The organism is Brevundimonas sp., from assembly GCF_046293315.1.
Classification (GTDB): domain Bacteria; phylum Pseudomonadota; class Alphaproteobacteria; order Caulobacterales; family Caulobacteraceae; genus Brevundimonas.
Genome location: NZ_JBKBPF010000003.1, coordinates 1 through 23,165, shown reverse-complemented (window position 1 = coordinate 23,165; position 23,165 = coordinate 1). Strand labels below are relative to the sequence as shown.

The 23,165-nt window shown below is 67.2% G+C and carries 22 protein-coding genes and 1 tRNA gene; 15 read left to right on the top strand and 8 right to left on the bottom strand.

The window, feature by feature from the left end; all coding sequences use genetic code 11:
* Positions 1-70 precede the first annotated feature (70 nt).
* From ACK4SE_RS03285 to ACK4SE_RS03250, 8 genes are all read left to right on the top strand, one after another.
* A complete protein-coding gene (locus ACK4SE_RS03285) occupies positions 71-1,705 on the top strand; it encodes an alpha-D-glucose phosphate-specific phosphoglucomutase (RefSeq protein ID WP_409688752.1) in 1,635 nt (544 codons plus the stop codon).
* Between the two features lie 14 nt (positions 1,706-1,719).
* Positions 1,720-2,424 (top strand): hypothetical protein, encoded by a 705-nt coding sequence (locus ACK4SE_RS03280; RefSeq protein ID WP_409688749.1) that lies wholly within the window; start codon positions 1,720-1,722, stop codon positions 2,422-2,424.
* An 83-nt stretch (positions 2,425-2,507) separates the two neighbouring features.
* Entirely contained in the window at positions 2,508-3,275 is a 768-nt protein-coding gene (locus ACK4SE_RS03275) for an EAL domain-containing protein (protein ID WP_409688747.1), read from the top strand.
* A 331-nt stretch (positions 3,276-3,606) separates the two neighbouring features.
* Positions 3,607-4,779 (top strand): tyrosine-type recombinase/integrase, encoded by a 1,173-nt coding sequence (locus ACK4SE_RS03270; RefSeq protein WP_409688744.1) that lies wholly within the window; start codon positions 3,607-3,609, stop codon positions 4,777-4,779.
* 126 nt (positions 4,780-4,905) lie between these two features.
* Positions 4,906-5,532: a hypothetical protein gene (locus tag ACK4SE_RS03265; RefSeq protein ID WP_409688741.1), complete on the top strand. Its 627-nt coding sequence runs from the start codon at positions 4,906-4,908 to the stop codon at positions 5,530-5,532.
* A 78-nt stretch (positions 5,533-5,610) separates the two neighbouring features.
* The gene (locus ACK4SE_RS03260; RefSeq protein WP_409688738.1) at positions 5,611-5,802 is read left to right on the top strand and encodes a helix-turn-helix domain-containing protein; all 192 of its coding nucleotides are present in this window, start codon (positions 5,611-5,613) and stop codon (positions 5,800-5,802) included.
* Positions 5,803-6,009: 207 nt separating this feature from the next.
* The gene (locus ACK4SE_RS03255) at positions 6,010-6,306 is read left to right on the top strand and encodes a hypothetical protein (RefSeq protein ID WP_409688735.1); all 297 of its coding nucleotides are present in this window, start codon (positions 6,010-6,012) and stop codon (positions 6,304-6,306) included.
* 196 nt (positions 6,307-6,502) lie between these two features.
* Positions 6,503-7,264: a hypothetical protein gene (locus ACK4SE_RS03250; protein ID WP_409688733.1), complete on the top strand. Its 762-nt coding sequence runs from the start codon at positions 6,503-6,505 to the stop codon at positions 7,262-7,264.
* A gap of 49 nt (positions 7,265-7,313) precedes the next feature.
* Here the strand turns inward: ACK4SE_RS03250 and ACK4SE_RS03245 are convergent, their stop codons facing one another.
* On the bottom strand, positions 7,314-7,757 hold the full coding sequence (locus ACK4SE_RS03245) for a hypothetical protein (protein WP_409688730.1): 444 nt from the start codon (positions 7,755-7,757) through the stop codon (positions 7,314-7,316).
* A gap of 192 nt (positions 7,758-7,949) precedes the next feature.
* Between ACK4SE_RS03245 and ACK4SE_RS03240 the strand changes: the two genes are divergently transcribed.
* Positions 7,950-8,540 carry a hypothetical protein gene (locus ACK4SE_RS03240; protein ID WP_409688727.1) on the top strand — a complete coding sequence of 197 codons (591 nt, stop codon included), beginning with the start codon at positions 7,950-7,952 and terminating at the stop codon, positions 8,538-8,540.
* Between the two features lie 943 nt (positions 8,541-9,483).
* On the opposite strand, the gene ACK4SE_RS03235 is transcribed toward ACK4SE_RS03240, so the two are convergent.
* Positions 9,484-9,573 (bottom strand) — tRNA-Ser (locus tag ACK4SE_RS03235).
* A gap of 127 nt (positions 9,574-9,700) precedes the next feature.
* Here ACK4SE_RS03235 and msrA point away from each other — a divergent pair.
* Together msrA and ACK4SE_RS03225 are read left to right on the top strand one after the other, a co-directional pair.
* Complete coding sequence (gene msrA / locus ACK4SE_RS03230; protein WP_409688725.1) at positions 9,701-10,348, top strand: peptide-methionine (S)-S-oxide reductase MsrA; 648 nt, start codon at positions 9,701-9,703, stop codon at positions 10,346-10,348.
* Between the two features lie 2 nt (positions 10,349-10,350).
* Positions 10,351-10,692 (top strand): MmcQ/YjbR family DNA-binding protein, encoded by a 342-nt coding sequence (locus ACK4SE_RS03225; protein WP_409688723.1) that lies wholly within the window; start codon positions 10,351-10,353, stop codon positions 10,690-10,692.
* Here ACK4SE_RS03225 and ACK4SE_RS03220 read toward each other — a convergent pair.
* A complete protein-coding gene (locus ACK4SE_RS03220; RefSeq protein WP_409688720.1) occupies positions 10,689-12,488 on the bottom strand; it encodes a DUF885 domain-containing protein in 1,800 nt (599 codons plus the stop codon). The two genes, ACK4SE_RS03225 and ACK4SE_RS03220, sit on opposite strands and share 4 nt — an antisense overlap.
* 163 nt (positions 12,489-12,651) lie before the next feature.
* On the opposite strand from ACK4SE_RS03220, the gene ACK4SE_RS03215 reads away from it, so the two are divergent.
* Positions 12,652-13,206 carry a DUF2939 domain-containing protein gene (locus ACK4SE_RS03215; protein WP_409688717.1) on the top strand — a complete coding sequence of 185 codons (555 nt, stop codon included), beginning with the start codon at positions 12,652-12,654 and terminating at the stop codon, positions 13,204-13,206.
* Here the strand turns inward: ACK4SE_RS03215 and ACK4SE_RS03210 are convergent, their stop codons facing one another.
* The 4 genes from ACK4SE_RS03210 to dapE form a co-directional block, all read right to left on the bottom strand.
* The gene (locus tag ACK4SE_RS03210) at positions 13,207-13,494 is read right to left on the bottom strand and encodes a type II toxin-antitoxin system RelE/ParE family toxin (RefSeq protein ID WP_409688714.1); all 288 of its coding nucleotides are present in this window, start codon (positions 13,492-13,494) and stop codon (positions 13,207-13,209) included.
* Positions 13,494-13,736: a type II toxin-antitoxin system ParD family antitoxin gene (locus ACK4SE_RS03205; protein WP_409688711.1), complete on the bottom strand. Its 243-nt coding sequence runs from the start codon at positions 13,734-13,736 to the stop codon at positions 13,494-13,496. The genes ACK4SE_RS03210 and ACK4SE_RS03205 overlap by 1 nt, the downstream gene beginning before the upstream one ends.
* Positions 13,737-13,775: 39 nt before the next feature.
* Positions 13,776-16,424, bottom strand: a complete 2,649-nt coding sequence (alaS, locus tag ACK4SE_RS03200) for an alanine--tRNA ligase (RefSeq protein ID WP_409688708.1) — start codon at positions 16,422-16,424, stop codon at positions 13,776-13,778.
* Positions 16,425-17,853: 1,429 nt separating this feature from the next.
* Positions 17,854-19,002 carry a succinyl-diaminopimelate desuccinylase gene (gene dapE, locus ACK4SE_RS03195; RefSeq protein WP_409688705.1) on the bottom strand — a complete coding sequence of 383 codons (1,149 nt, stop codon included), beginning with the start codon at positions 19,000-19,002 and terminating at the stop codon, positions 17,854-17,856.
* Between the two features lie 42 nt (positions 19,003-19,044).
* On the opposite strand from dapE, the gene ACK4SE_RS03190 reads away from it, so the two are divergent.
* Both ACK4SE_RS03190 and ACK4SE_RS03185 read left to right on the top strand, forming a co-directional pair.
* Positions 19,045-19,521 carry a cupin domain-containing protein gene (locus ACK4SE_RS03190; RefSeq protein WP_409688702.1) on the top strand — a complete coding sequence of 159 codons (477 nt, stop codon included), beginning with the start codon at positions 19,045-19,047 and terminating at the stop codon, positions 19,519-19,521.
* The gene (locus ACK4SE_RS03185; RefSeq protein WP_409688700.1) at positions 19,518-20,810 is read left to right on the top strand and encodes an MFS transporter; all 1,293 of its coding nucleotides are present in this window, start codon (positions 19,518-19,520) and stop codon (positions 20,808-20,810) included. The genes ACK4SE_RS03190 and ACK4SE_RS03185 overlap by 4 nt, the downstream gene beginning before the upstream one ends.
* Before the next feature lie 3 nt (positions 20,811-20,813).
* Here the strand turns inward: ACK4SE_RS03185 and ACK4SE_RS03180 are convergent, their stop codons facing one another.
* On the bottom strand, positions 20,814-22,118 hold the full coding sequence (locus tag ACK4SE_RS03180; protein WP_409688697.1) for a UDP-glucose dehydrogenase family protein: 1,305 nt from the start codon (positions 22,116-22,118) through the stop codon (positions 20,814-20,816).
* A 151-nt stretch (positions 22,119-22,269) separates the two neighbouring features.
* On the opposite strand from ACK4SE_RS03180, the gene ACK4SE_RS03175 reads away from it, so the two are divergent.
* A complete protein-coding gene (locus ACK4SE_RS03175; RefSeq protein WP_409688694.1) occupies positions 22,270-23,067 on the top strand; it encodes a WecB/TagA/CpsF family glycosyltransferase in 798 nt (265 codons plus the stop codon).
* Positions 23,068-23,165 lie beyond the last annotated feature (98 nt).

The window sequence follows — 23,165 nt, the reverse complement described above, 5'->3', positions numbered from 1 at the left end:
TTCGATCCGCCCGTTTCGCGAGCGCAGCACCGCGCGGGGGCGGCGTGAAACTGCTATATCAGGGACCTGAATGACCACCGAACACCATGAGACGCCCGGCTTCGAAGACCAGGCGCCGGGAACATCCGGCCTGCGCCGCCCGACGCGCCGGTTCATGGAGCCCCACTACCTGGAGACCTTCATCCAGGCCCTGTTCGAGGTGGCCGCGCCGCCGAAAGGCGTAACCCTGATCGTCGGCGGCGACGGGCGGTTCTTTTCGGATCAGGCGGCGGCGACGGTGATCCGCATGGCGGCGGCCCACGGGTTTGGCCGGGTGCTGGTGGGGCGTGACGGGCTGCTGTCCACCCCGGCGGCGTCCCACCTGGTGCGGCGGCATGAGGCGTTCGGCGCCGTGATCCTGTCGGCCAGCCACAATCCGGGCGGACCGGACGGCGACTTCGGCGTGAAGTTCAACGGCGCCTCAGGCGGTCCCGCCCCGGCGTCCCTGACCGACGCGGTGCGTGATCGGGCCTCGGCCCTGCGGCGCTACAGCCTGTCGGACCAACCTTCGCCGCCGCTGGGCCAGCCGGGCGCCTTCGATCTGGACGGCATGGCGGTGGAGGTCATCGACCCGGTGACGGCCTATGCGGACCTGATGGAGACCCTGGTCGACTTCGACCAGATCCGCGCCCTGATCGCCCGGCCCGACTTCTCCATGACGTTCGACGCCATGCATGCGGTGACCGGCCCCTACGCCCGCGAGATATTCGAGACCCGGCTGGGCGCCGGCGGAGTGGTGATGAACGGCGCGCCGTCGCCCGATTTCGGCGGCGGACATCCCGATCCCCACCCCGATCACGCGCCCGAGCTGGCCGCGGCCCTGTTCGGCGATCAGCCGCCGTCGTTCGGCGCCGCCTCGGACGGGGACGGGGACCGCAACATGATCCTGGGCCCCGGTATGATCGTGTCGCCCGGAGACAGCCTGGCGATCCTGACCGCCAACGCTGCGCGCATCGGCGCCTATCGCGCCCGGCCCCTGAAGGGCGTGGCCCGTTCGGCCCCCACCAGCCGGGCCGTGGACCGGGTCGCCGAACGGCTGGGCCTGCCGCTCTATGAGACCCCGACGGGCTGGAAGTATTTCACCAACCTGCTGGACGACGGCCGCATCACCTTCTGCGGCGAGGAGAGCTTCGGCACCGGCGCCGACCATGTGCGCGAGAAAGACGGCTTGTGGGCCGTTCTAATGTGGCTGAACCTGCTGGCGGTCGACGGCCGGCCCTTGCCAGAGATCGTGCGGGACCACTGGCGGCTTTACGGCCGCGACTATTTCCAGCGGCTGGATTTCGAGGATCTGGACGCGGCCCGTGCAGCGGATTTCATGCGCGACCTTCGCGCCGATCTGGACCCGATGGCGGGCCGCGCGGTGGGCGACTTCACCGTGCGGGCTGCCGAGGAGTTCCGCTATGTGGACCCCGTGGACGGCGCGGTGGCGGAACAGCAAGGCGTGCGGCTGTGGCTGACCCCCGACGCCCGCATCACCTATCGCCTGTCCGGCACCGGCGCGCGCGGCGCGACCCTGCGGGTCTATGTGGAGCGGTATGAGGCGCCCACGGGCGCGATCGACGCCCCCGTTACCGAGGCCCTGGCGGCTCTCTCTGCGACGGCTGTGGAAGCGGCGGGCATCGCCGACCGCCTGGACCGCACCGCTCCGTCCACGATCACCTGATGGCCGAACCGCCCATGAAACGTTTCGAAGAGCTCGACTATCGCCCAACCGCCAAGGGGCCCGCCATCCTGCGTCGGCGGTGGGTTCCGGCGGTGGACCGGCATGTGGTGGAGATCCTGCTCGGCGACGAGCACCTGATGTCGGATCTGTTCATCGAGGGCGAGTCCGAACTGGCGCGTCGGGCGCTGGCCGTGGCGCCGGATCGGCCCCTGTCGGTGCTGGTGGGCGGACTGGGCCTCGGCTACACGGCCCGCGCCGCGCTGGAGGATCAGCGGGTCGCGCGCCTGACGGTGCTGGATGCGCTTCAGCCGGTGATCGAATGGCACGACGAGGGGCTGGTCCCGCTGACGCCGCCCTTGCGGGACGATCCGCGCTGCGCCCTGCGCCTGGCCGATTTCTTCACCTGGTTCTCGCCCGGCAGCCCCCGGCACAGCGACGAGACCTATGATCTGGTGCTGCTGGACATCGACCACTCGCCGACGCGCCTGCTGGCCCCGGACCATGCCGCCTTCTACACCGCTAGGGGCCTGGCGGATCTGGCGCTCGGCATGCGCCCTGACGGGGTGTTCGCCATGTGGTCGGACGACCCAGCCGAGGACGGCTTCATCCACACTCTGAGGGGGGTATTCGCCGATGTCCGGGCCGAGGATGTTCGCTTCGAGAACCCGCTGACGGGTGAACCGTCGCAGTGCACCCTGTACCTGGGGCGCCGGCGCTGAGGCCAGGCCGGGCGAGCTGAAGGTCGATATTCGAGAATCTTAACGCCTTTGGGCGCACGATGTCCGGTGAAAGGAGTCCCCGGATGACTTGTGCAGGTTGTAGAGACGGCGTCGGGTTCGATCTTCCAATCACCATGGCGTTCCAGCCCATCGTGGATGTGGGCGCCGGGACGACCTTTGCCTATGAGGCGCTGATCCGGGGCCAGGACGGCGCCGGTGCGGGCGACGTGTTGGCGCAGGTGTCGGCGGACAATCGCTACGCCTTCGACCAGCTCTGCCGGACGACCGCCATAGAATGGGCGTCCAGACTCGATCTGACCGGCGACGGCGCGAGCCTGTCCATCAACTTCCTGCCCAACGCCGTCTATGAGCCGCGCGCCTGCATCAGGACCACGCTGGCGGCCGCCATGCGCACCTGCTTTCCGGTGTCCCGGATCATCTTCGAGTTTACCGAGGACGAGGCCGTGGACACCGTGCACCTCCTCAACATCCTCCGGACCTATCGCGCGATGGGTTTCAAGACGGCGATCGACGATTTCGGGGCCGGCTTCGCCGGTCTGGGACTGCTGAGCAAGTTCCAGCCGGACATCGTCAAGCTGGACATGGCCCTCATCCGGGGAATCGATACCGACCCGGTGAAGCGGGCGATCGTGCGACACACGCTGAACATGCTGCGCGACCTGGGCATCGACCCCGTCTGCGAGGGTGTCGAGACCCTCGACGAGCACGATGTGCTGCGGGACATGGGCGTGTCGCTGATGCAGGGGTATCTGTTCGCCCGGCCCATGATCGAGGGCCTGTCCCCGGTCGCCTGGCCCCGACAGACTGGCGCCGACGCGCTCAGCGCCTGAACCTCACGGGCTTCACTGATGCGTGAGCCCCGCCCATACAGGGCCTCGCCCGGCTCTCGCCCCGGTGCTGGGGGCACTGCCGGGACATCACCCCGCCGGGATCGACGCTCCGGACTTCTGACGAAGGACCGACGCCGTGGCGGACAGAGAGTCCCCTAAACCCCCATTTCTCCCTGTCCCAAGGCATCTAGAAAATAGCTTATAAATCAGTCGTTAGACGCGCTCACCGTCTGGCGTTATCCCAAACCGTCCGCTACAATCCCCGCACGTTGTTGGGGTAGGAGTTGGGGTAGATATGGCTAGGCAGTTGAACCGGTTGAGCCCTCGCGCGGTGGCGACGCTCGCCACGCCCGGGCGCCACGCTGACGGCGGTGGCCTGTATCTGGTTGTGGGGCCGGGCGCGGCGCGTAGCTGGATTTTCCTTTTCCGCTGGCATGGCCGGTTGAAGGAAATGGGCTTGGGCGGCCTGGCGGGTGTCAGCTTGGCGAAGGCGCGAGCGAAGGCGGAGGCGGCTCGCGCGCTTGTCGCGGACGGCGTGAATCCGATTGAAGCCAAGCGCGAGCAAGAGGCTGTCCCGACGTTCGGAGACTTCGCCGACGCGGTGGTGGCCGATTTGTCGCCGCAGTGGCGCAATCCCAAACACCGGGCGCAATGGACGAACACCCTGACCACCGACGCCGCGCAACTTCGCCCGCTTCGCGTTGACTGCATCGAAACAGCCGACGTGCTCGCCACGCTGAAACCCATCTGGGCGACAAAGCCTGAAACCGCCTCGCGCCTTCGCGGGCGTATTGAACGGGTTCTGGACGCGGCCAAGGCCAAGGGGCACCGCACGGGCGAGAACCCGGCCCGGTGGCGCGGACACCTCGACCACCTGCTGCCCAAGCGCCAGAAACTTACGCGCGGCCACCACGCAGCCCTGCCGTTCGGCGACGTTCCCGCCTTTGTCGGCGACCTTCGCCAGCGGGAGGCGGTCGCCGCTCTTGCCTTGGAGTTTCTTATCTTCACCGCCGCCCGCTCTGGCGAGGTGAGGGGCGCAACCTGGGCGGAAATGGACTTGAAGGCGAAGGTCTGGACGGTTCCGGCGATGCGGATGAAAGCCGGGCGTGAGCACCGCGTTCCCCTGTCGGCGCGAGCGGTCCAGATACTGGAGGCCGTGCAGCCGCTCGCCAACGGCGAGGCCGGGGCGGTGGTGTTTCCATCGGCCAAAGGGAAGCCGCTCTCCGACGCGGCGTTTCAAGCCCTGCTTATCCGCATGGAGCGGAACGGCCAGTTCACGCCGCACGGCTTCCGTTCTTCGTTCCGCGACTGGGCTGGCGAAGTTTCCACCTTCCCCCGGGAACTGGCGGAGGAAGCGTTGGCGCACGTCGTCGGCGACGCCACGGAGCGAGCCTATCGGCGCGGCGACGCGCTGGAAAAGCGCCGCAAGCTCATGAACGCCTGGGCGGGTTACTGTGACCCGAACCGAAGCGCGACGGTGGTACCAATACGGCGGGGAGGCTAGGCAGTGGCGCGGGGAAAAACAGGTCAGCGTTCTCATCTACTGCGGAAGCCGGAAACTGAGCCGTTAGTCCCTGCGGACGCGGAGTCGATGAGAACGTGGGTTAATAGCCAATCGATAGAAAGCAAGTTGAAGCGAGCGCGAGCGCACCTCGACGGGCTAGAAATCACCACGCTTAGAGTTTTTGGCAAGTTTGGATTGCCGACAATCAACGGTCGATATCGGCGTCCGGCCAAGGGCGGCGACTGGGAATACGTCCAAAAGTTTTCATTGAAAGAGGCTTCGGACCCGGCATGGCGTCACGCTCGCCTGGTTGATATCGCCAAGCAGGAATTTCCGGCGGATTCTCAAGTAGGATTTGCCGTATCGATAATGGAGAGCATCGAGGCTGCGCGCGATTATCTGAATGCGGCAGAAAGAACGGAGAACTGGTTGGCGGTGACATTATTCGCCAGCGGCGTGAACATAGCGCAAGCGGTCGGCGGATATCGGGAAGAGTTCACGCTAGGGGACCTCATCGCGCCGACGAAAGGCCAGATTGAGGGGCGAAGAAGCGGCGGGAACATAACGGCGGCAAAAACCAAGGCGGAACGAGAACGCGCATGGCGACGGTGGCAAGCTTGTGCAGACCAAATATGGATGGATCGTCCGGCGCTGACGAAAACCGCCGTAGCCAGATTGGTCCGTTCAAAGCTCACGCTGACCGAACGTGCTGACACGGTGACGAGACGCATTGAAAAGTCGGGAAGCAGCTAAGCACCTTCCCTAGCTGGCGGTGTCCTATCGCAACAACCGGACGGCATGGGCCGTGCCGGGAAGCACAGGAGACGCCTAATGGCCGTAGAGCCTATTCACCCCCTCGCCTTCACCATCCACGACGCAGTGGCCTATTCGGGCCTGTCGCGTTCGCGCCTCTACACGCTGATTCAGACTGGGGAGCTTCCGTCGCTCCAAGTCGGTGGGCGGCGCATGATCCGGCGCGACGCGCTCGACGCCTTTTTCGCCAAGCTGGCAGAGGCGGCGTAGCGCCATGAACCATCAAACGATGAACCCCGCCGCCGGTGAGAGGGCGGACGGGGTTCGGAAGGCTTCGCTTGTCGGCGGACCTTCCGAACCTACCACCGCGCGCGAGCGTCTGGAAACCGCAATCGAGGAAGCAATAGGGGTTCTCGACGCCCTGGACGCCGACCCGGACGATGAGCTCGACGCCGACTGTGAGCCGGAGGCAGGGATATGAGCGGCCCCCGTCTGACATTCCGACTGCTGCCCGACGGCGAGCCCCTGACAGTTGAAGGGCGCGAGGCACAAACCCTCGCCCTGCTGCTGACCACCGGCCCGCGCGGATTCACGTCGGGCGAGGCGTCGCCGCTCGGCTGGGCACGGCGAACGTCGGCTTACATTTTCAAGCTCCGTCGCCTGGGCCTGCCCATCGCCACCGCGCGCGAGGCAACGCCCGACGGCGCGAGAGTCGCTCGCTACACCCTCGCCGGGCCAGTGACGTTGGCGGAAGGGGGCGCGGAAACGGAATAGGACGCCGTTGAGGGCGGTGGCGGGGTTTCGGCGGGGATTGCTCCCCGCCGTCGCTTCTTCGCCGCCCTTGGGCTTCCCTGGGCCGTCCGCGCGCCTTCGCATGACCCACCGTCCCCTCAACCGTGCACCCGCTGCTAATGCTTCAGGGGAGACTGAACGCCGTTTAAGGTGCGAGGCGGTCCCGCGTTGTCCAAATTTGAAACTAGCGAGAAAGCAGCCCCGACCGGCCTTTGTCGGGCTGGGCCAAGCCATTGAAAAAACGCTAGAGAACCCGGTTCAGGCGCGCATCTGCCATGACGGCCCTTCCCCTTATATAGTTGCAGCCCATGTTGGCGGGTTCGTTCCGTTGCCGGGGCGAGGCGGTGCGCGCAACCGCGCTGACCGGCGGAGCGAAGCCATAAGCGAGGGGGCGGCCCGCAATCTGATCGAGGCGGCCCGGTATGCAAAACGGGCAGGTATTCCGCTCAACCGCTTCACCACCGTCCATTGGCAAGAGGCGCGGGTTGCCGATGACCTGGGCGCGCTCGCGCAGTTTCTGAAGCTGGCGGGCGATTGGGTTCGGTCCCGTGGCGGGCGATTGGCCTATGTCTGGGTGAGGGAGAACGGCCCCCGGAAGGGCGCGCACGTCCATATCCTGTTGCACCTTCCGCCCGATCTGGCGCGGGCCTTCAACGGGCGACAACGCGGCTGGTTGAAGGCTTGCGGAGCCCAAAGCCGGAAAGGTGTTCTCCTGTCGCGCCCCATCGGCCGGTCCCTGCGTCATGGCGTGGCCGGTGGTGGCGACTATCAGACGAACCTGGGCGAGACGCTGGATTACGTCTTGAAGGGCGCGGACCACCGGGCGCGGTCGCGTCTGGGCGTGCGGCGATGCGAGGCGGGCGGCGAGATTATCGGTAAGCGGTGCGGAGTGTCGCAGAATATAGGCCCGGGAGCGCGGCGGGCGAAGCACCTTTGGTAAGGTCGTGAGCTAGCTTGCGAAAAGTGCTCTCGCCAACATTCAGGTTGGATCAAGAACTCAAGCAACGGTCTGCTGGAATATCGCTGAAGACGGCACAGTCCCACAAAGCCCTATCCATCCCGCTAGATCGGTTCAGGGTGTAGTGGAACGCTAGCCCTTCGGCCTCACGGTCGGTCATTGGCATGGCCGAGGCTATCAAGTCGCGGTCTATCCAGCCCATGACGAGACAGTGGGTCATGCGAGAACACAAGTCGCGTGCCTGACCTTCCAGCGCCTCCGCATCGGTTCCCACCGTAACCCTGACCGCAAAGGTTCGAAGCGTTCCTTGTCCGGCAATTGTCCGACTGTCATGCAGCCTTGCCGCCGCCGCTAAGGGGCCCTCGGGAGAAGTCCTGGCTTCGTCGGCCTCTCCCCCCATCAGCGCGCTGATGACGCCCAGCACGCCCAGCACAATGATGGCCCAAACCCACCATTTTAGCTTCGGAACGGTCATCCCCACCCTCACAAGAGTTGCCCCTTCAGGGCTAGAGGCGGGAGACTGTGTCATTCATCCCGAACACGCAACCGGGCGGCAAGGCTGAAGCCGGTGCGAAGCCAGGCTTTAGGGCAACGGAGCGGGGAAGCCGCATAAAAGGTGGTAAGCTTCGCCAAGCGATTACGGAAAATCTGGCGAGGGCCGAAAGGCATGGGCGGCTATTCGAGCGGGCGTTATCGGATCCGAAACAGGGGCGCGGTGGAGCAATCCCTACGGTTCGATATCCGACGGCTCCGACGCTCTGAATTTATCCGACCGGGGGCCCGGGTGTCAGGAACCTGGAGCTGGAGCCGGGCCGGGGTGCGAACGGGTGCTATTGGCTTCACCATTGACCTGACGGACCCTGCCAACGGCTTTGTCGAGCTCGACTACACCACCAATGGCGAGCGCCGATTGCGGGTGGTCAGTCTCGACGCGGCGCCATGCCGCTACGGTGGTCGGCGCTTCTATTTTCGGTGTCCCCGCACTGGGCGGCGGTGTGAGCTCTTGTGTTGCGTCGGCGGCGAGTTCGCGTCGCGCCAACACCACCGCCTGACCTATTCGTCTCAATCGGAAACCCCGCTCGACCGGCTGCAACGGGCGAAGGACAAAGCGGAGGCGCGGGCCTTGGGAACGGACGGAAGGCCCCGCCCGCGTGGCGAGAACCGGGAACGGCTAGTCGAGCGGTGGTCTGATCTGGAGGAAGACTATCTGGCCACCTTTGCAGCGGAGGCCAGCCGCCGGTTTGGAATCCAGTTCTAGGTTTCAGGTAGTTTCAACCGCCATCGGGCATGCTCGCACGACTGTCCCCGCGCAATTGTCTGTCGGAGCGCGTCGGGCGCGTGGCGCTACAGACCGGAAACCGACCCTGCCGAGATTGGCTCGTAATATACCACGCACTCACTCGAATACGGTTCCCAAGGCTCGTTTATTAAGACGTAGAAGTTGTCCGATGTGCTCGCCCATCGTGTCGCACTGTCCCGGCTTTCCATCGGTTCGCCGTAGATGCCTGACAATGCACGGTTGAGCAGGGGGCAGTCCGAAGGGTCCAAAAGGGTCAACGCCACCACTCGTAGTCCGCCAGACGCGAAAAAGAACCGGCTCCGAAAGTCAAAACCTGCTGCCGAATACTCGCCTGCGGCTTCTAGGGAACCCCCTCGAATGGAGCGACCGGTTTCCGGCCGCGCGCCGGTGGCCTCTATTACCTCCTGTGGGGTCATACCCCAGCGGGTGTTCTGCCAATCCGCCTTCGCCGAGGGCGCTACGGCCAGCGCAGAAAGGGCGACTGCTGTCAGGATCGTGTTTTTCATGGCCCCGACGTTACCCCCCTTCGCCACCGTAGCAAAACAGGCGGTCGCCTTGCATGGCTCAGGCGGTTGAACCTTAACCATATTGCTCCGCTTTACGGCGTGTCCAGCCGGGGAGGGGGGAGGGCGAAATTCTACACCCTTTGCCGCTGGACACCGGCCACCACCGTTTGCGCGCCCGTCCACGATTGGAAACATGAGGGGGGGGCGATGCCGCCTCCCGCGCGTCGCGCCTGGACACCGGCGCCGCTATGAGAAGCGCATGCTAATCCAGTTTTCTCGCGCGCGCACGCGACCTGAACCCGTTCATGCACGAGGCTTTGTTAGGGTATCTGTTGGGGTAAGTGCTCTGTCGTTTGAAAATAATCAAAACATTTCAAATCGCTAAGGCGGCGGCATGGCGGACAGAGAGGGATTCGAACCCTCGGTACGCTTTCACGTACACACGCTTTCCAAGCGTGCGCGATCGACCACTCCGCCACCTGTCCGTTCCACGCCGTGCGTGCTCCGCCGGACGGTCCATCCGGCGGAGCGAGGCTGATAGAACAGGCGGAGCGTCTGGGCAAGCGTCGTCGGGCTTCCCATATGCGGCTGGACCCATTTAAGAGGCGACCCATGCTGTTTTCCAAATCCGCCCTGCCCACCGCCGACACCGCCCTGCCGGGGCGCGATCAGCCGCTGACCACCGACGAGGTGCATTTCGTCTCGGGCCGCCCCCTGAAGGGGCCGCACCCCGAAGGCTTCCAGAGCGCCGTGTTCGGCATGGGCTGTTTCTGGGGCGTGGAGCGGGTGTTCTGGCAACTGCCGGGCGTGTGGGTGACGTCCGTGGGCTATTCGGGCGGGATCACGCCCAATCCCACCTATGAGGAGGTTTGCACCGGGCGCACGGGGCACACCGAGGCGGTAGAGGTGGTCTTCAATCCCGAAGAGATCACCTATGACGACCTGCTCAAGGCGTTCTGGGAGAACCACGACCCGACCCAGGGCATGCGTCAGGGCGGCGACACGGGCACCCAGTATCGCTCGGCCATCTATTACGCCGACGAGGCCCAGAAGGCGGCGGCCGAGGCCTCACGCGACGCCTATGCGGCGGCGCTGAAGCGGGTCGGCATGGGTCCCATCACCACCGAGATCGCTCCGCGCCCGACGTACTATTTCGCCGAGGGCTATCACCAGGGCTATCTGGCCAAGAACCCCGAGGGCTATTGCGGCATCGGCGGCACAGGTGTGGCCTGCCCCGTCGGCATCGGCTTGGACGCCTGATCATGGACCGGGCGGGGGTCAAGCGGTTCTGCCTGTCCCTGCCGGCGGCCACGCTGGATCACCCGTTCGGGGATCATCACGACGCCTATCGGGTCGGCGGCAAGATGTTCTGCATGGCGGGGGCGCAAGGCGGCGTCTCGTTCAAGGTCAGCGACATCGCCTATGAGGTTCTGACGGAAACGGGCCATGCCCGCCCGGCGCCCTATCTGGCCCGGGCGAAATGGGTGAACCTGGCCGACCCCGCCGACTGGCCTGACGACGAGCTGACGGACCACCTGACGACTGCCCACGCCCTCATCGCCGCGAAGCTGACGAAGAAGGCGCGAACCGGGCTGGGGCTCTAGTTCTCCGCCGCCTGTTCCGTGATCCAGGCGTCCATGCGCTGGTCCAGCAGGTCCAGCGGCAGGGGGCCGTCCACCAGCAGGGCGTCGTGGAAGGCGCGAACGTTGAAGCCCTCACCGAGTGCGGCCTCGGCGCGGACGCGGATGTCGCGCAGACGGATCTCGCCGATCTTGTAGGCCAGGGCCTGACCGGGCCAGCCGATGTAGCGTTGCAGCTCCGTCTCGATATTGTGGGTGGCCAAGGCCGAGTTCTCGGCGAAACAGGCGCGCGCCTGCTCGATCTCCCAGCCCAGCCAGTGGATGCCGGTGTCCGCCACCAGACGGCAGGCGCGCCACATCTCGTAGGACAGGCGCCCGAACCGCTCGTAGGGCGTGCGGTAGAAGCCCATCTCCTCGCCCAGATACTCGGCGTACAGGCCCCAGCCCTCGGTGAAGGCGGTCACATTGGCCCCGCGGCGGAAATAGGGCCCGGCCTCGGCTTCCTGTTGAAGGGCGATCTGCAGGTGGTGGCCCGGCACCGCCTCGTGCAGGGTCAGGGCGGGCAGTTCGTACAGCGGCCGCTGGTCCAGTCGCCCGGTGTTGACGATGTAGCCGCCGGGCGTGCCGTTCTCCATGGAGCCGGAGAAGTAACGGCCGGTGGTGTAGTTGGCCTCGATCTCTTGCGGCACCGGCCGCACATCATAGGGCAGGCGGGGCAGGGTGCCGAACAGGGCGGGCAGGCCGCCGTCAGCCCGCTTGGACATCTCGGACGCTTCCTTGAGCAGGTCCTCGCGGCTGGTCGCATAGAACTGCGGATCGGTGCGCAGGAAGGTCAGGAACGAGGCGAAGTCGCCCTCCCATCCCGCCGCCGCCATCTCCTCATCCATGCGGGCGCGGATGCGGGCCACCTCGGACTGGCCCAGGGCGTGGATCTCGTCCGGGGTCATGTCGGTGGTGGTGTAGCTGCGCGTCAGAAACGCATAGTAGTCGCGCCCGCCCGGCCGGTGGGCCAGGCCGAGGCTCTCGGGCGCAGCGGGCAGATAGTCCTCGCGCAGGAATGCCGCCCAGGCGGCGCGGCGCGGCGCGATCTCGGCGGCGAGGATGTCGCGGGCCCGGGCGCGCCAGCCCTCCTGCACATCCGCCGGGATCGAGGCCGGAAGATTGGCCAGAGGCCGCATCAGGGGATCGCTTTCGGCTGTGAAGGCCACATCAGTCTCGGCCAGCATCAGGGCGTTCTCGACCACCGACCGGGTCTGGACCAGACCGGTTTCCAGACCCCGCCGCGCGTCGGCCTGCGCCTCGTCATAGAAGGCGCCCAGTCCGGCCATGCGCGAAAGCCACGCCTCGCCCTGGGCGCGGGTAGTGATGCGGGTGGCGCCGGACAGATAGCCGATCCACTGGCCCGGCCCGCCCTCGGAATCAAAGGCCAGTCGTCCGCCATCGAACTCGATGCGCTCAAGGCCCATGGCGATGATCCACGAGATGAAGGCGCGGTTCAGCCGGTCTTCCTCGGTCAGGGCGGCCGGGTCGATGGCGTCCAGCCGCGCGGCGAACCCCCGCAGGGTCTCGGCTCGAGTCAGTTCAGCCTCGCGTGAGGTGTCTGGCAAGCGCGCAAGAGCCGCCTCATCGCCCTCGCGTCCGGCGCCGATCGGATCATTGGCCCGGTCGAAAGCCTCATAGTCCGCCAGAATCGCCGCCAGAGCCGGGTCCTGCGCCTGGGCCTCGGCGGGAACGGGCTGGGCCTGGGCCGGCTGCGATAACGGCGCGGCGGCGCTCAGGGCCAGGACGGCGGCGCCCATCAGGGCGATGGATCGGGTCATGGAAGGAAGCCCCCCTCAAATCAATAACGGCGCGCATGGGGCCCGCCGGGAACAGCCGCGTCAATGCCCCGTTGATCACAGACCGCGGTTCGTCCGAGTTCGCTTGACCCGGCGAGCGACGCACGCTCGATTAAGACCCGGGGATGCAAGGGGAGGGCGGCTCTTGAGCCGACGATTGCTGACGCGGCTGATCATCGTTCTGATCGGCGCGTTTCTGGTGGCTTATTTCGCTTCGCCGGTCTTTGCGGTGCGCTCGCTGATCAATGCGGCGCGCACCGGCGACGAGGCGCGGCTGGAACGACTCGTGGACTTCCCCGCCGTGCGCGACGACCTGAAGGCGCAGCTCAACGCCCAACTGGTCCGGCGTCTGCGCGAGGACCCGGAAATGCGCGACAATCCTCTCGCCGGCCTCGGCCTGGTTCTGGCGCCGTCGCTGATTTCCGGCGTCGTGGACGCCTTCGTGACGCCCGAGGCCATCGCCGCCATGGTCCAGACCGCCGAGGCGCCCGACATCATCGGCGACCGTGGCGAGGTGGCGCTGGAGCCGCCAGAGGGGCGCGATAAGGACATCCGCATCGGCTACGGCTATCGCGGCCTGAACCGCTTCGCCGGCACCCTCACCGACCGCGACCGCCCCCATCAGCGCATCGACCTGATCATGGAACGCCGGGGCGTGTTCAGCTGGAAACTGGCCCAGGTGCGGCTGCCGAGGGAGTGATCACAGCCGGTTCGGCAGGTCCATGCGCTGATGCAGGATGCGCACCACGTCGATGACATCCCCGGATTGTCGGAAGAACAGCACGTGTGAGCCCACCCTGAGCCTGCGGTAGCCGGCGCGGATGTCGCCCGCGTCCTGTCCGGCCTGAACTCCGGTGGCGAGATCGTCACAGGCGTCGCGGATGGCCAGCACGTAGCGTTCCGCCTGTGCCGAAGACCACGCCGCTGAATACCGCCAGATGTCCTCCAGATCCGCCTGCGCGGCAGGTGACAGGACAAACCGTGTCATCAGGGCGCTTCTGTTCGCTTGCCCGCAATGAAAGCGTCAAAGTCGAAAGAAGTCGACGGTCCGCTCTCTTCGCCCGCGATGAGGGCGTCGCGGAGAACCCGGCTCCGGGCTTCATGATCTTCCAGCAGGCGCAGGCCCGCCCGGATTACTTCACTGGCCGAGCCGTATCGACCCCCGGTGACCTGCTGGTCCACGAAGGCGCCGAAATGCTCGCCGAGGGTGACGGAGGTATTTTTGCTCATGACCCACGAATACCACAAGCCGGTATTTATGGGTACCCCTCAGCCCTTCAGCGCCGCCCGCACCGCGTCCAGTCCGGCGTCGGCCTTGTCGCCGTCCGGGGCGCCGCCCTGGGCGAAGTCGGGCTTGCCGCCCGCGCCCTGGCCGCCCATGGCCAGCACCGCAGCGCGGGCCAGGTCAGCCGCATTCACACGGCCGGCCATGTCGGCGGTCGTCGCCACGGTCACCGCGGCCTTGCCGTCGACCACGCCGATCAGGGCCACGACGCCCGAGCCCACCTGTTTGCGGAAGTCCTCGGCCACGCCACGCAGGCCCTTGCCGTCCACGCCGTCCAGCACCCGGGCGATCAGCTTGATGCCGCCGATCTCTTCCGGCGTAGCCTCAGCGCCGCCCCCGCCGCCCAGCGCGACCTGCTTCTTCAGCTCGGCCACCTGCTTCTCCAGCGCCTTGACCGAGGCGGCCATGGCCTCGACCCGGGCGGGCACGTCGGCGGGCTGCATCTTGAAGTCGCGGGCCAGACCACGCGCCACCTTCGCCTGGCCCTCCAGATACTGGCGGGCCGCCTCGCCGGTCAGCACCTCGATGCGGCGCACGCCCGCAGCGATGCCGCCTTCGGACACGATCTTGAACAGGCCGATGTCGCCGGTGCGCGCGACGTGGGTGCCGCCGCACAGCTCCATGGAATAGGCCGCATTGTCGCTGACCAGCGAGCGGCCGAGGGTCAGCACCCGCACCTCGTCGCCGTATTTCTCGCCGAACAGGGCGATGGCGCCCGCCTCGATGGCGGCGTCCGGGGTCATCAGGCGCATCTCGGCCGGCGCGTTCTGACGGATCACCGCATTGACCTCGGCCTCGATGGCCTCGATCTCGGCGTCGGTCAGCGGCGCCCCGTGGCTGAAGTCGAAGCGCGCCCGCTCGGCGTCCACCAGCTGGCCCTTCTGGGCCACATGGGCGCCCAGCACGTTCTTCAGCGCCGAATGCAGCAGGTGCGCGGCCGAGTGGTTGGCGCGCGTGGTGCGGCGCTTGTCGGCGTCCACCAGCAGGGCGCAGCGCTGGCCGATGGCCAGACCGCCGGACACAACCTCCACGTCATGCACGTGAAGGTCCCCGGCCTGCTTCTTCACATCGGTGACGCGGGCCTCGCCGCCGGGCCATTCGATGGTCCCGTGGTCGCCCGCCTGACCGCCGCTCTCGCCATAGAAGGCGGTGCGGTCGAACAGCACCTGAACCGTCTCGCCCGGCCCGGCCGCGTCCACCGCCTGGCCGTCCTTGAGGATGGCGAGAACCTCGCCGGACTCCTCCACGCCGTCATAACCTGTGAAGACCGTGGGCCCCATGCGGTCGCGGATGGCCAGCCATTCGCCCGCCGTGGCCGTCTGGCCCGATCCGGTCCAGTGCTCGCGGCTGCGCGCGCGCTGCTCGGCCATGGCCGTTTCGAACGCCGCCACATTGACCGACAGGCCGCGCCGACGCGCCTCGTCCTGGGTGAGGTCCAGCGGGAAGCCGTAGGTGTCGTACAGGGTGAAGGCGGTTTCGCCCTCCAGCATGTCGCCTTCCTTGAGGTTGGCGGTGGCGTCCTCGAACAGGGCCATGCCCCGGCCCAGGGTGGTGCGGAACCGCTCCTCCTCCTGACGCAGGGTCTCCGTGATGGTGGCCTGGGCGCGGCCCAGCTCGGGATAGGCGTCGCCCATGCCCGCCACCAGCGCCGGCACCAGCCGGTGCATCAGCGGGTCCGCGGCGCCCAGCAGGTGCGCGTGGCGCATGGCCCGGCGCATGATCCGGCGCAGCACATAGCCGCGCCCTTCATTGGACGGCGTCACCCCGTCGGCGATCAGGAAGCAGGAGCTGCGCAGGTGGTCCGCGATCACCCGGTGGCTCGGGGCCTGGTCGCCCTCGGCCTTCGTCTTCGTCTCGGCCTCGGACGCCGCGATCAGGTTCCGGAACAGGTCGGTTTCATAGTTGGAGTGGACGCCCTGCAGCACCGCCGCCACGCGCTCCAGCCCCATGCCGGTGTCGATGGAAGGCTTGGGCAGGTTGGTGCGGGTTCCGTCCGCCGCCTGCTCGTACTGCATGAACACCAGGTTCCAGATCTCGACCCAGCGGTCCCCGTCCTCTTCCGGCGAGCCGGGAGGGCCGCCCCAGATATGGTCGCCGTGGTCGTAGAAGATTTCGGTGCACGGGCCGCATGGGCCGGTGTCGCCCATGGACCAGAAATTGTCGCTGCCCGCGATGCGGCCGATGCGGCTTTCCGGCAGGCCGGCGATCTTCTTCCACAGCTCCACCGCCTCGTCATCGTCCACATAGACCGTGGTCATCAGACGGTCTTTCGGAATGCCGAATTCCTTCGTGATCAGGTTCCAGGCGAACTCGATGGCCTCGGCCTTGAAGTAGTCGCCGAAGGAGAAATTCCCCATCATCTCGAAGAAGGTGTGGTGCCGCGCCGTATAGCCGACGTTGTCCAGATCGTTGTGCTTGCCGCCGGCGCGCACGCATTTCTGGGCGCTGACCGCGCGGTTGTAGGGACGCTTCTCCTGGCCGGTGAAGACGTTCTTGAACGGCACCATGCCCGCGTTGACGAACAGCAGGGTCGGATCGTTCTGCGGCACCAGCGGCGCCGACTGCACCTTCTCGTGGCCCGAGGCCGCGAAGGAGTCGAGGAAGGTCGATCGGATCTGGTTCAGGGTCGCCATGTCAGTTCGCAAACGCGTTTAGGGAAGGGAGACAGGCGTCATATAGGGCTTTCGCTGCGAACGCATCACCCCGGCGTGATCGAAAGCACGCCAGGGCGGCCGGCCATGGGTCCGCGACGCGGTGTCATCAAACTGTGGAAAACCCACCCGATTGATTCAGTTTTGTGAATCCGATCCGTCCACAGTCTTTCACAGGCTTATGCACCGGACGGCGGCCCCTCATGCACAGCACGAGAAATTCGGGCGCTTGCCCAATAGACGATTTCGCGGGAACGTCAACGGGCCGAGGGACACGGCGGCGCGGAAATCCCGGGAGACCGGGGACTTCAAGCGGGTCGGTCCGGCTCTCTGATCCAGGCTCTCAGGCGTCTTCGGACGGCTCGATTGACCGGACAGGGCCAAGGCTCCCGAACCAGACGCCCTCGGGCGGAGGTTCACGGAGAACCGGGCCGGGATCGACGGACGACGACAGGGGAGACCCTGACGGTACGCCGAAGACCAGGAGCCGCCAGGAGGCCGCGTTTCGTCTTCGGGTTCGCCCGCCGGGGAAACGGTCAGGTTCCTGACCCTAAGGTCAAGTCCCAACCCGGACTTGGCGAGGGGACGAGAGCAACGGTTCAACCGGGCTGTCGTCCCCTCGCTCAATTCGGGCGTCCGGCATCCACCATACCGCCGTCTCCCTCCCCGGGCGGGCAGGGTGGCGTGACCGCATCCCTTCTCCCCTTGAGGGAGAAGGTGTCATGCGCAGCATGACGGATGAGGGGTGAATCCCGGTGTCGGATGGTTTCGCGTCACGCGGCCTCACATCAGTCCGCAGCATCCGTAAAAGCGCCACTCGGCAGAGATCGGCGTTTCACCCCTTATCCGACCCGCTTCGCGGGCCACCTCCTCCCTCAACGGGAGAAGGAAAATGCGGGACGAATCCCGCCCAGATCCCCGCATTTTTCGGCGCCAATGCATTGGCGCACAAGGCTTCCGTAAAAATCTTCGCCCACTTTTCCGACCGCGTTCCCCACCCCGGTATGCTTGTCCCATCCCGTCGCACGGGAAGGGCGCTCGGCCGGCGACCTTGCGGCGATGGGCTGTGATCGAGCGGGACTGAGCGGCGGGGCGGATTACTCGCCGGGTCCGGGACATGGAGCGCTGTCCATGCCCGCCCGTCCGGGGCCTAAACACCGGCTAGCGCCTAAGACGCGTGCCCACCGGGGGCTCTGGCAGAACGATCGCGCGGGGCGTCAGCCTTCGTCGAAACGGTATTTGTCTATCCTTGAACCGGGCGATGGCCCGGCGCCCCGCACCCTTCCCATCAACCCGCACCGACGGGCGCTTCAGCCTGTCCGACTGTCAGGCCCGGACGGTGCCGAGAGGGTCGCCCCGCACCCCGGGCGGCGAGCCTGCGCGAGGCGAGCGGCGGCGCGCCATCGAGACCTCACACCCGCGCGAAATAGCCCTCGATCACGCGCTCATAGACCCGCGTCAGGTCGATGATTTCCTGCACCGGCACGCGCTCGTCGATCTGGTGGATGGTCTGGCCCACCAGTCCCAGCTCCAGCACCGGCGCCATGCGGGTGATGAAGCGGGCGTCCGAGGTGCCGCCGCTGGTGGACGGCTCGGGGCGGCGGCCCGTCACCGCCTCCACGGCGTCCTGAACCGCCGCCACGAACGGCCCCTGTTCGGTCAGGAAGGCGTCGCCCGAGTGCAGGAAATCCACCCCCACGCCGCAGCCGCTCGACCCTTGCGCCGCCTCGACCCGCTCGCGGATCCAGGCCATCAGGCTCTCGCCCGTGTGGGCCGGGTTGAAGCGGATGTTCAGCCGCCCCGTCGCCGTGTCCGGGATCACGTTCATGGCCGGATTGGCGATGTCGATGGTGGTGATCTCGAGATTGGAGGGTGGGAACGACGGATAGCCCTCGTCCAGCACATGGGCGTCCAGCTCGGCCAGCAGCCGCGCCAGCACCGGGGCCGGATTGGCCGCACGCTCCGGATAGGCCACGTGGCCCTGCCGGCCCTTCACCGTGATCCAGGCGTTCAGCGAGCCGCGCCGCCCGATCTTGATGGTGTCGCCCAGCTCGCGGGCCGAGGACGGCTCGCCCACCACGCAGGCGTCGATGACCTCGCCCTCGTCCATCAGGGCCTGGACCACAACCTTGGTGCCGTGAATGGCGCGGCCTTCCTCGTCGCCGGTGATCAGCAGGGACAGCGAGCCTTGCGGCTGACCCTTTGCCAGCACGGAGTCCACGGCCGCGATCCAGGCGGCGATGCAGCCCTTCATGTCCGCGGCCCCGCGCCCGTACAGCACCCCGTCCTCGATCACCGCCTCGAATGGCGGATGCCGCCAGGCCTCCAGCGGCCCGGTGGCCACCACGTCCGTATGCCCCGCGAAGCACAGGTTCGGCCCCTCCGTTCCGCGCCGGGCGTACAGGTTCTCGATGCCTTCAAAGGGCATGCGGCGGCAGGTGAAGCCCAGCCGCTCCAGCTGGGCCTGCACGAGGTCCATGGCCCCCTCGTCGGCGGGGGTGATGGACGGAATGCGGATCAGGTCTTGCGTCAGGCGCACGGGATCGACAGATGCGGTCATGGCCCAGCTTTAGGACGGGCCGCCGCCCGGGAGAAGACCGTCATGCCCAGGATCGATCTGGAAACCGCCCCCGCCGGCCACGGGACCACCTATCCCGACGAGCACGCCGGGCCGTGTCTGGGCCGCCGCCGCTGGCGTCTGGGCGACGCGGCGGGCCTCAGCCAGTTCGGGGTCAACCTGCTGCACCTGTCGCCCGGCGACTGGTCCAGCCAGCGCCACTGGCACGAGGGCGAGGACGAGTTCGTCTGGGTCATGCAGGGCCAGGTGGTGCTGGTCGAGGAGGACGGCGAGACACTCCTGAACGCGGGTGACTGCGCGGGCTTCCGGGCGGGCGTGCCCAACGGCCACAAGATCGAGAACCGCTCCGACGCGCTGGCCGTTTTGCTGGAGGTGGGAACCCGCACGCCCGGCGGCGACGGCTGCGACTATCCCGACATCGACATGGTCCTGCCGAAGGGCGCGGACCGCTATTTCCACCGCGACGGGACGCCCTATCCGAAGTATCCCCGGCGATCGTGAGCGTAGAGACCCCCGAAAATCCGAATCCGTCCGCCCGCGAGCCGGACAGTCCCGGCGGCGGGCACGAGTGTCCGTGGGCGATCCGCGACTTCCGCTATCTGTGGATCGGGCGGGTGCTGGCGGTGCTGGCCATCCAGACCCAGTCCTCGGCCCTGTTGTGGCAGGTCTATGAGATCGCCCGGCGCGACCACCCCATCGAACAGGCCAGTCTCTATCTGGGGCTGGTGGGGCTGGTGCAGTTCCTGCCGCTTCTGGCCTTCACCCTGCCCGCCGGCGAGATGGCCGACCGCCGCGACCGCAAGCTGACGGTGATCATCTCGGTGATCGTCGAGGGGTTCTGCGCCGTGGGCTTTCTGGCCATGGCCATCCACGGCTCGCCGCCCCTGTGGGGCCTGCTGGCCGTGGCGGCGCTGTTCGGCGCCTGCCGGGCCTTTCTCGCCCCCGCATCCCAGGCTTTCCTGCCCATGGTGGTGGGCCGCCGCGCCCTGCCGCCGGCCATCGCGGCCCAGTCCATCGCCTTCCAGACCGGGGCCATCGCCGGCCCGGCCCTGGGCGGTGTGATCGTCGGCGTCTCCGTGCCGCTGGCCTATGCCGTGGCCTTGTCCATGTTCATCGCGGCGGCCGCCGCGATCGCCCTGATCCGCACCAGCGGCAAGCCCGAGATCATGCCCGGCGGTCCGTCGCGCTTCGCCGCCGTGCAGGAGGGTCTGGCCTATGTCTGGAAGACCAAGATGGTGCTGGGCGCCATCTCGCTGGATCTGATCGTGGTGCTGCTGGCGGGCGTGGCCCTGCTGACGCCCATCTTCGCCCGCGACATCCTGCATGTGGGGCCCGAGGGCTTCGGCCTGTTGCGCGCCTCGTTCGGCGTCGGGGCCCTGACCGTGGCGGTGTGGCTGTCGCGCTTTCCCATTCGGCGGCGCGGGGGATGGTGGATGTTCGGCGCCGTGGCGGTGTTCGGCGTCTGCACCCTGACCTTCGGCCTGTCCCAGTGGTTCTGGCTGTCCGTGATGGTGCTGTTCCTGGGCGGCGCGGCGGACATGATCAGCGTCAACATCCGCCAGACCCTGATCCAGCTGGCCACGCCCGATCACATGCGCGGTCGGGTCAGCTCGGTCTCCATGCTGTTCATCGGCGCGTCCAACGAACTGGGCGAGGCCTATTCCGGCGTCGCCGTACGGTTCCTGGGACCGGTGGGGGCGGCCGTGTTCGGTGGCTTCGGCGCGCTGGCGTCCACCGGGATCTGGGCGAAGCTGTTTCCTGACCTGCGCAAGGCCGACAAGCTCACCTGAGCGTCAGATCCGGCCGATGGAGCTGTATTTGAAGCCCCGCACCCGCATGTCCTCGGGCCGATAGACGTTGCGCAGGTCCACCACGACAGGGGCCGTCATCAACAGCTTGACCCGGTCCAGATCCAGCGCCCGGAATTGGTCCCACTCCGTCAGGATCACCGCCACGTCCGCGCCCTCGACCGCCGCATAGGGCCCGTCCACGAAGGTCACGTCGCCCTGCAGCACCTTGGCCGCTTCTTCCATGCCTTCGGGATCGAAGGCGCGCACGGTCGCGCCCATGGCCAGCAGGGCCGGCACCACGTCCAGAGAAGGCGCGTCGCGCATGTCGTCCGTATTCGGCTTGAACGTCAGGCCCAGGATGGCGACGGTTTTGCCCTGCAGGTCGCCCGCAGCCTGCGAGACCCGCCCGGCCATGGCCTTCTTGCGCGCGTCGTTGACTTCCACCGTGGTCTTCACCAGCCGTACGGGCGAGCCCGCATCGTCGGCGGTCCGCACCAGCGCCAGGGTGTCCTTGGGGAAGCAGCTGCCGCCGTACCCCGGCCCGGCGTTCAGGAATTTGGACCCGATGCGGTTGTCCAGACCGATGCCCCGGGCCACCTGCTGCACGTCGGCGCCCAGCGTTTCGCACAGGTCCGCGATCTCGTTGATGAAGGTGATCTTCATGGCCAGGAAGGCGTTCGCCGCATATTTGATCAGCTCGGACGTGCGCCGTCCGGTGAACAGGATCGGCGTCTCGTTCAGCTTCAGCGGCCGGTACAGCTCGCGCATCACCTCGCGGGCCCGCTCATCGTCGGTTCCGACAACCACGCGGTCGGGGCGCTTGAAGTCCTCGATGGCCGCGCCCTCGCGCAGGAACTCGGGGTTGGAGACCACGGCGAACTCCGCGTCCGGCCGGCGCTCGCGAATGATGCGTTCGATCTCGTCCCCCGTGCCCACCGGCACGGTGGACTTGGTCACCACCACAGTGAAGCCCTGCATCAGATCCGCGATCTCGACGGCTGCGGCGTGGACGTAGGACAGATCCGCATGGCCGTCGCCACGGCGAGAAGGGGTGCCCACGGCGATGAACACGGCGTCGGCCTCGGCGATGGCAGCTGCGGGATCGGTCGCGAAACTCAGACGGCCGTCGCGCACATTGTTGGCGACCAGGGCATCCAGGCCGGGCTCGTAGATGGGAATGCCGCCCCCATGCAGACGGGCGATCTTCGCTTCGTCCTTGTCGATGCACACCACGCGGTGGCCGAAGTCGGCGAAGCAGGCGCCCGAGACGAGGCCCACATAGCCGGTTCCGATCATCGCCACGCGCATGGGCCTGTCCTTGTGCGGAGAAATCCTGTCGGCGGCATAGCCGGGCCGGGCTGCTTGCGCCACCCCGCAAGTGGTCGCGTCATGGAACGATCATGGTTCGTTAACCCTGCTCGCTGAGGGGCGGGAAACCCGTGTGTGCGAAGCTCTGTCCATGAGGGACACCGTCGACCCGTCTGACCCGGCCGCAGCACCGCGCCGCATCCGCCTTCTGGGCGGCCAAGTGGACGCGATGACCACGAACCAGTTACTGGATTTCATCGCGGCCCGGGTCGCGACCCGAGCCTCAGCCCTCATCGCCAATCACAACCTGCACAGCCTGCATCTGTGGCGGCGGAGCCCCGCCATGGCGGCCCTGTACGCCCGCGCCGACCGTATCGAGATCGATTCCGCGCCACTGATCGCATGGGGCCGGCTGATGGGCCATGAGGTGAGCCGAGCGCACCGCCTGACCTATCTGGACTGGCGCGAGGCGTTCTGGGCTCGCGCCGCCGGTGAGGGCTGGCGCGTGTTCCACCTGGGCTGCGCCCCCGGCGTCGGCGAGAAGGCGGTCGTCGCGATCACGGAACGCCATCCGCGACTGAAGCTGTCCACTCTCAACGGATTCTTCGACGTGACGGGGCCCGAGAACGACGCCGTGCTGGCGGCCATCCGTGAGCATGAGCCCGACATTCTTCTGGTCGGCATGGGGATGCCGCGGCAGGAAATCTGGATCGAGGCTAACCGCGAGCGTCTGCCCCCGTGCGTGGTCATGCCGGTGGGCGGGGCCCTGGCCTATGAAGCGGGTGCGGTGGCCACGCCGCCCCGCTGGACCGGCCGGCTGGGCGTGGAGTGGCTCTGGCGTTTTGCCACCGAGCCCAGGCGCCTGTTCCATCGCTATTTCGTCGAACCGTGGGCCCTGGCGCCCCAGGCGGTGGGCGACATCCGGCGGCGCCTTTTCCGCACGGCCTGATCGCTCCGCCACAAGTCGAACAAGAAAAACGCCCCGCCTGGCGAGAGCCGGGCGGGGCGTTTGAAGTCTTGGCCGATGGCCGTCGACATCTTTCTGGA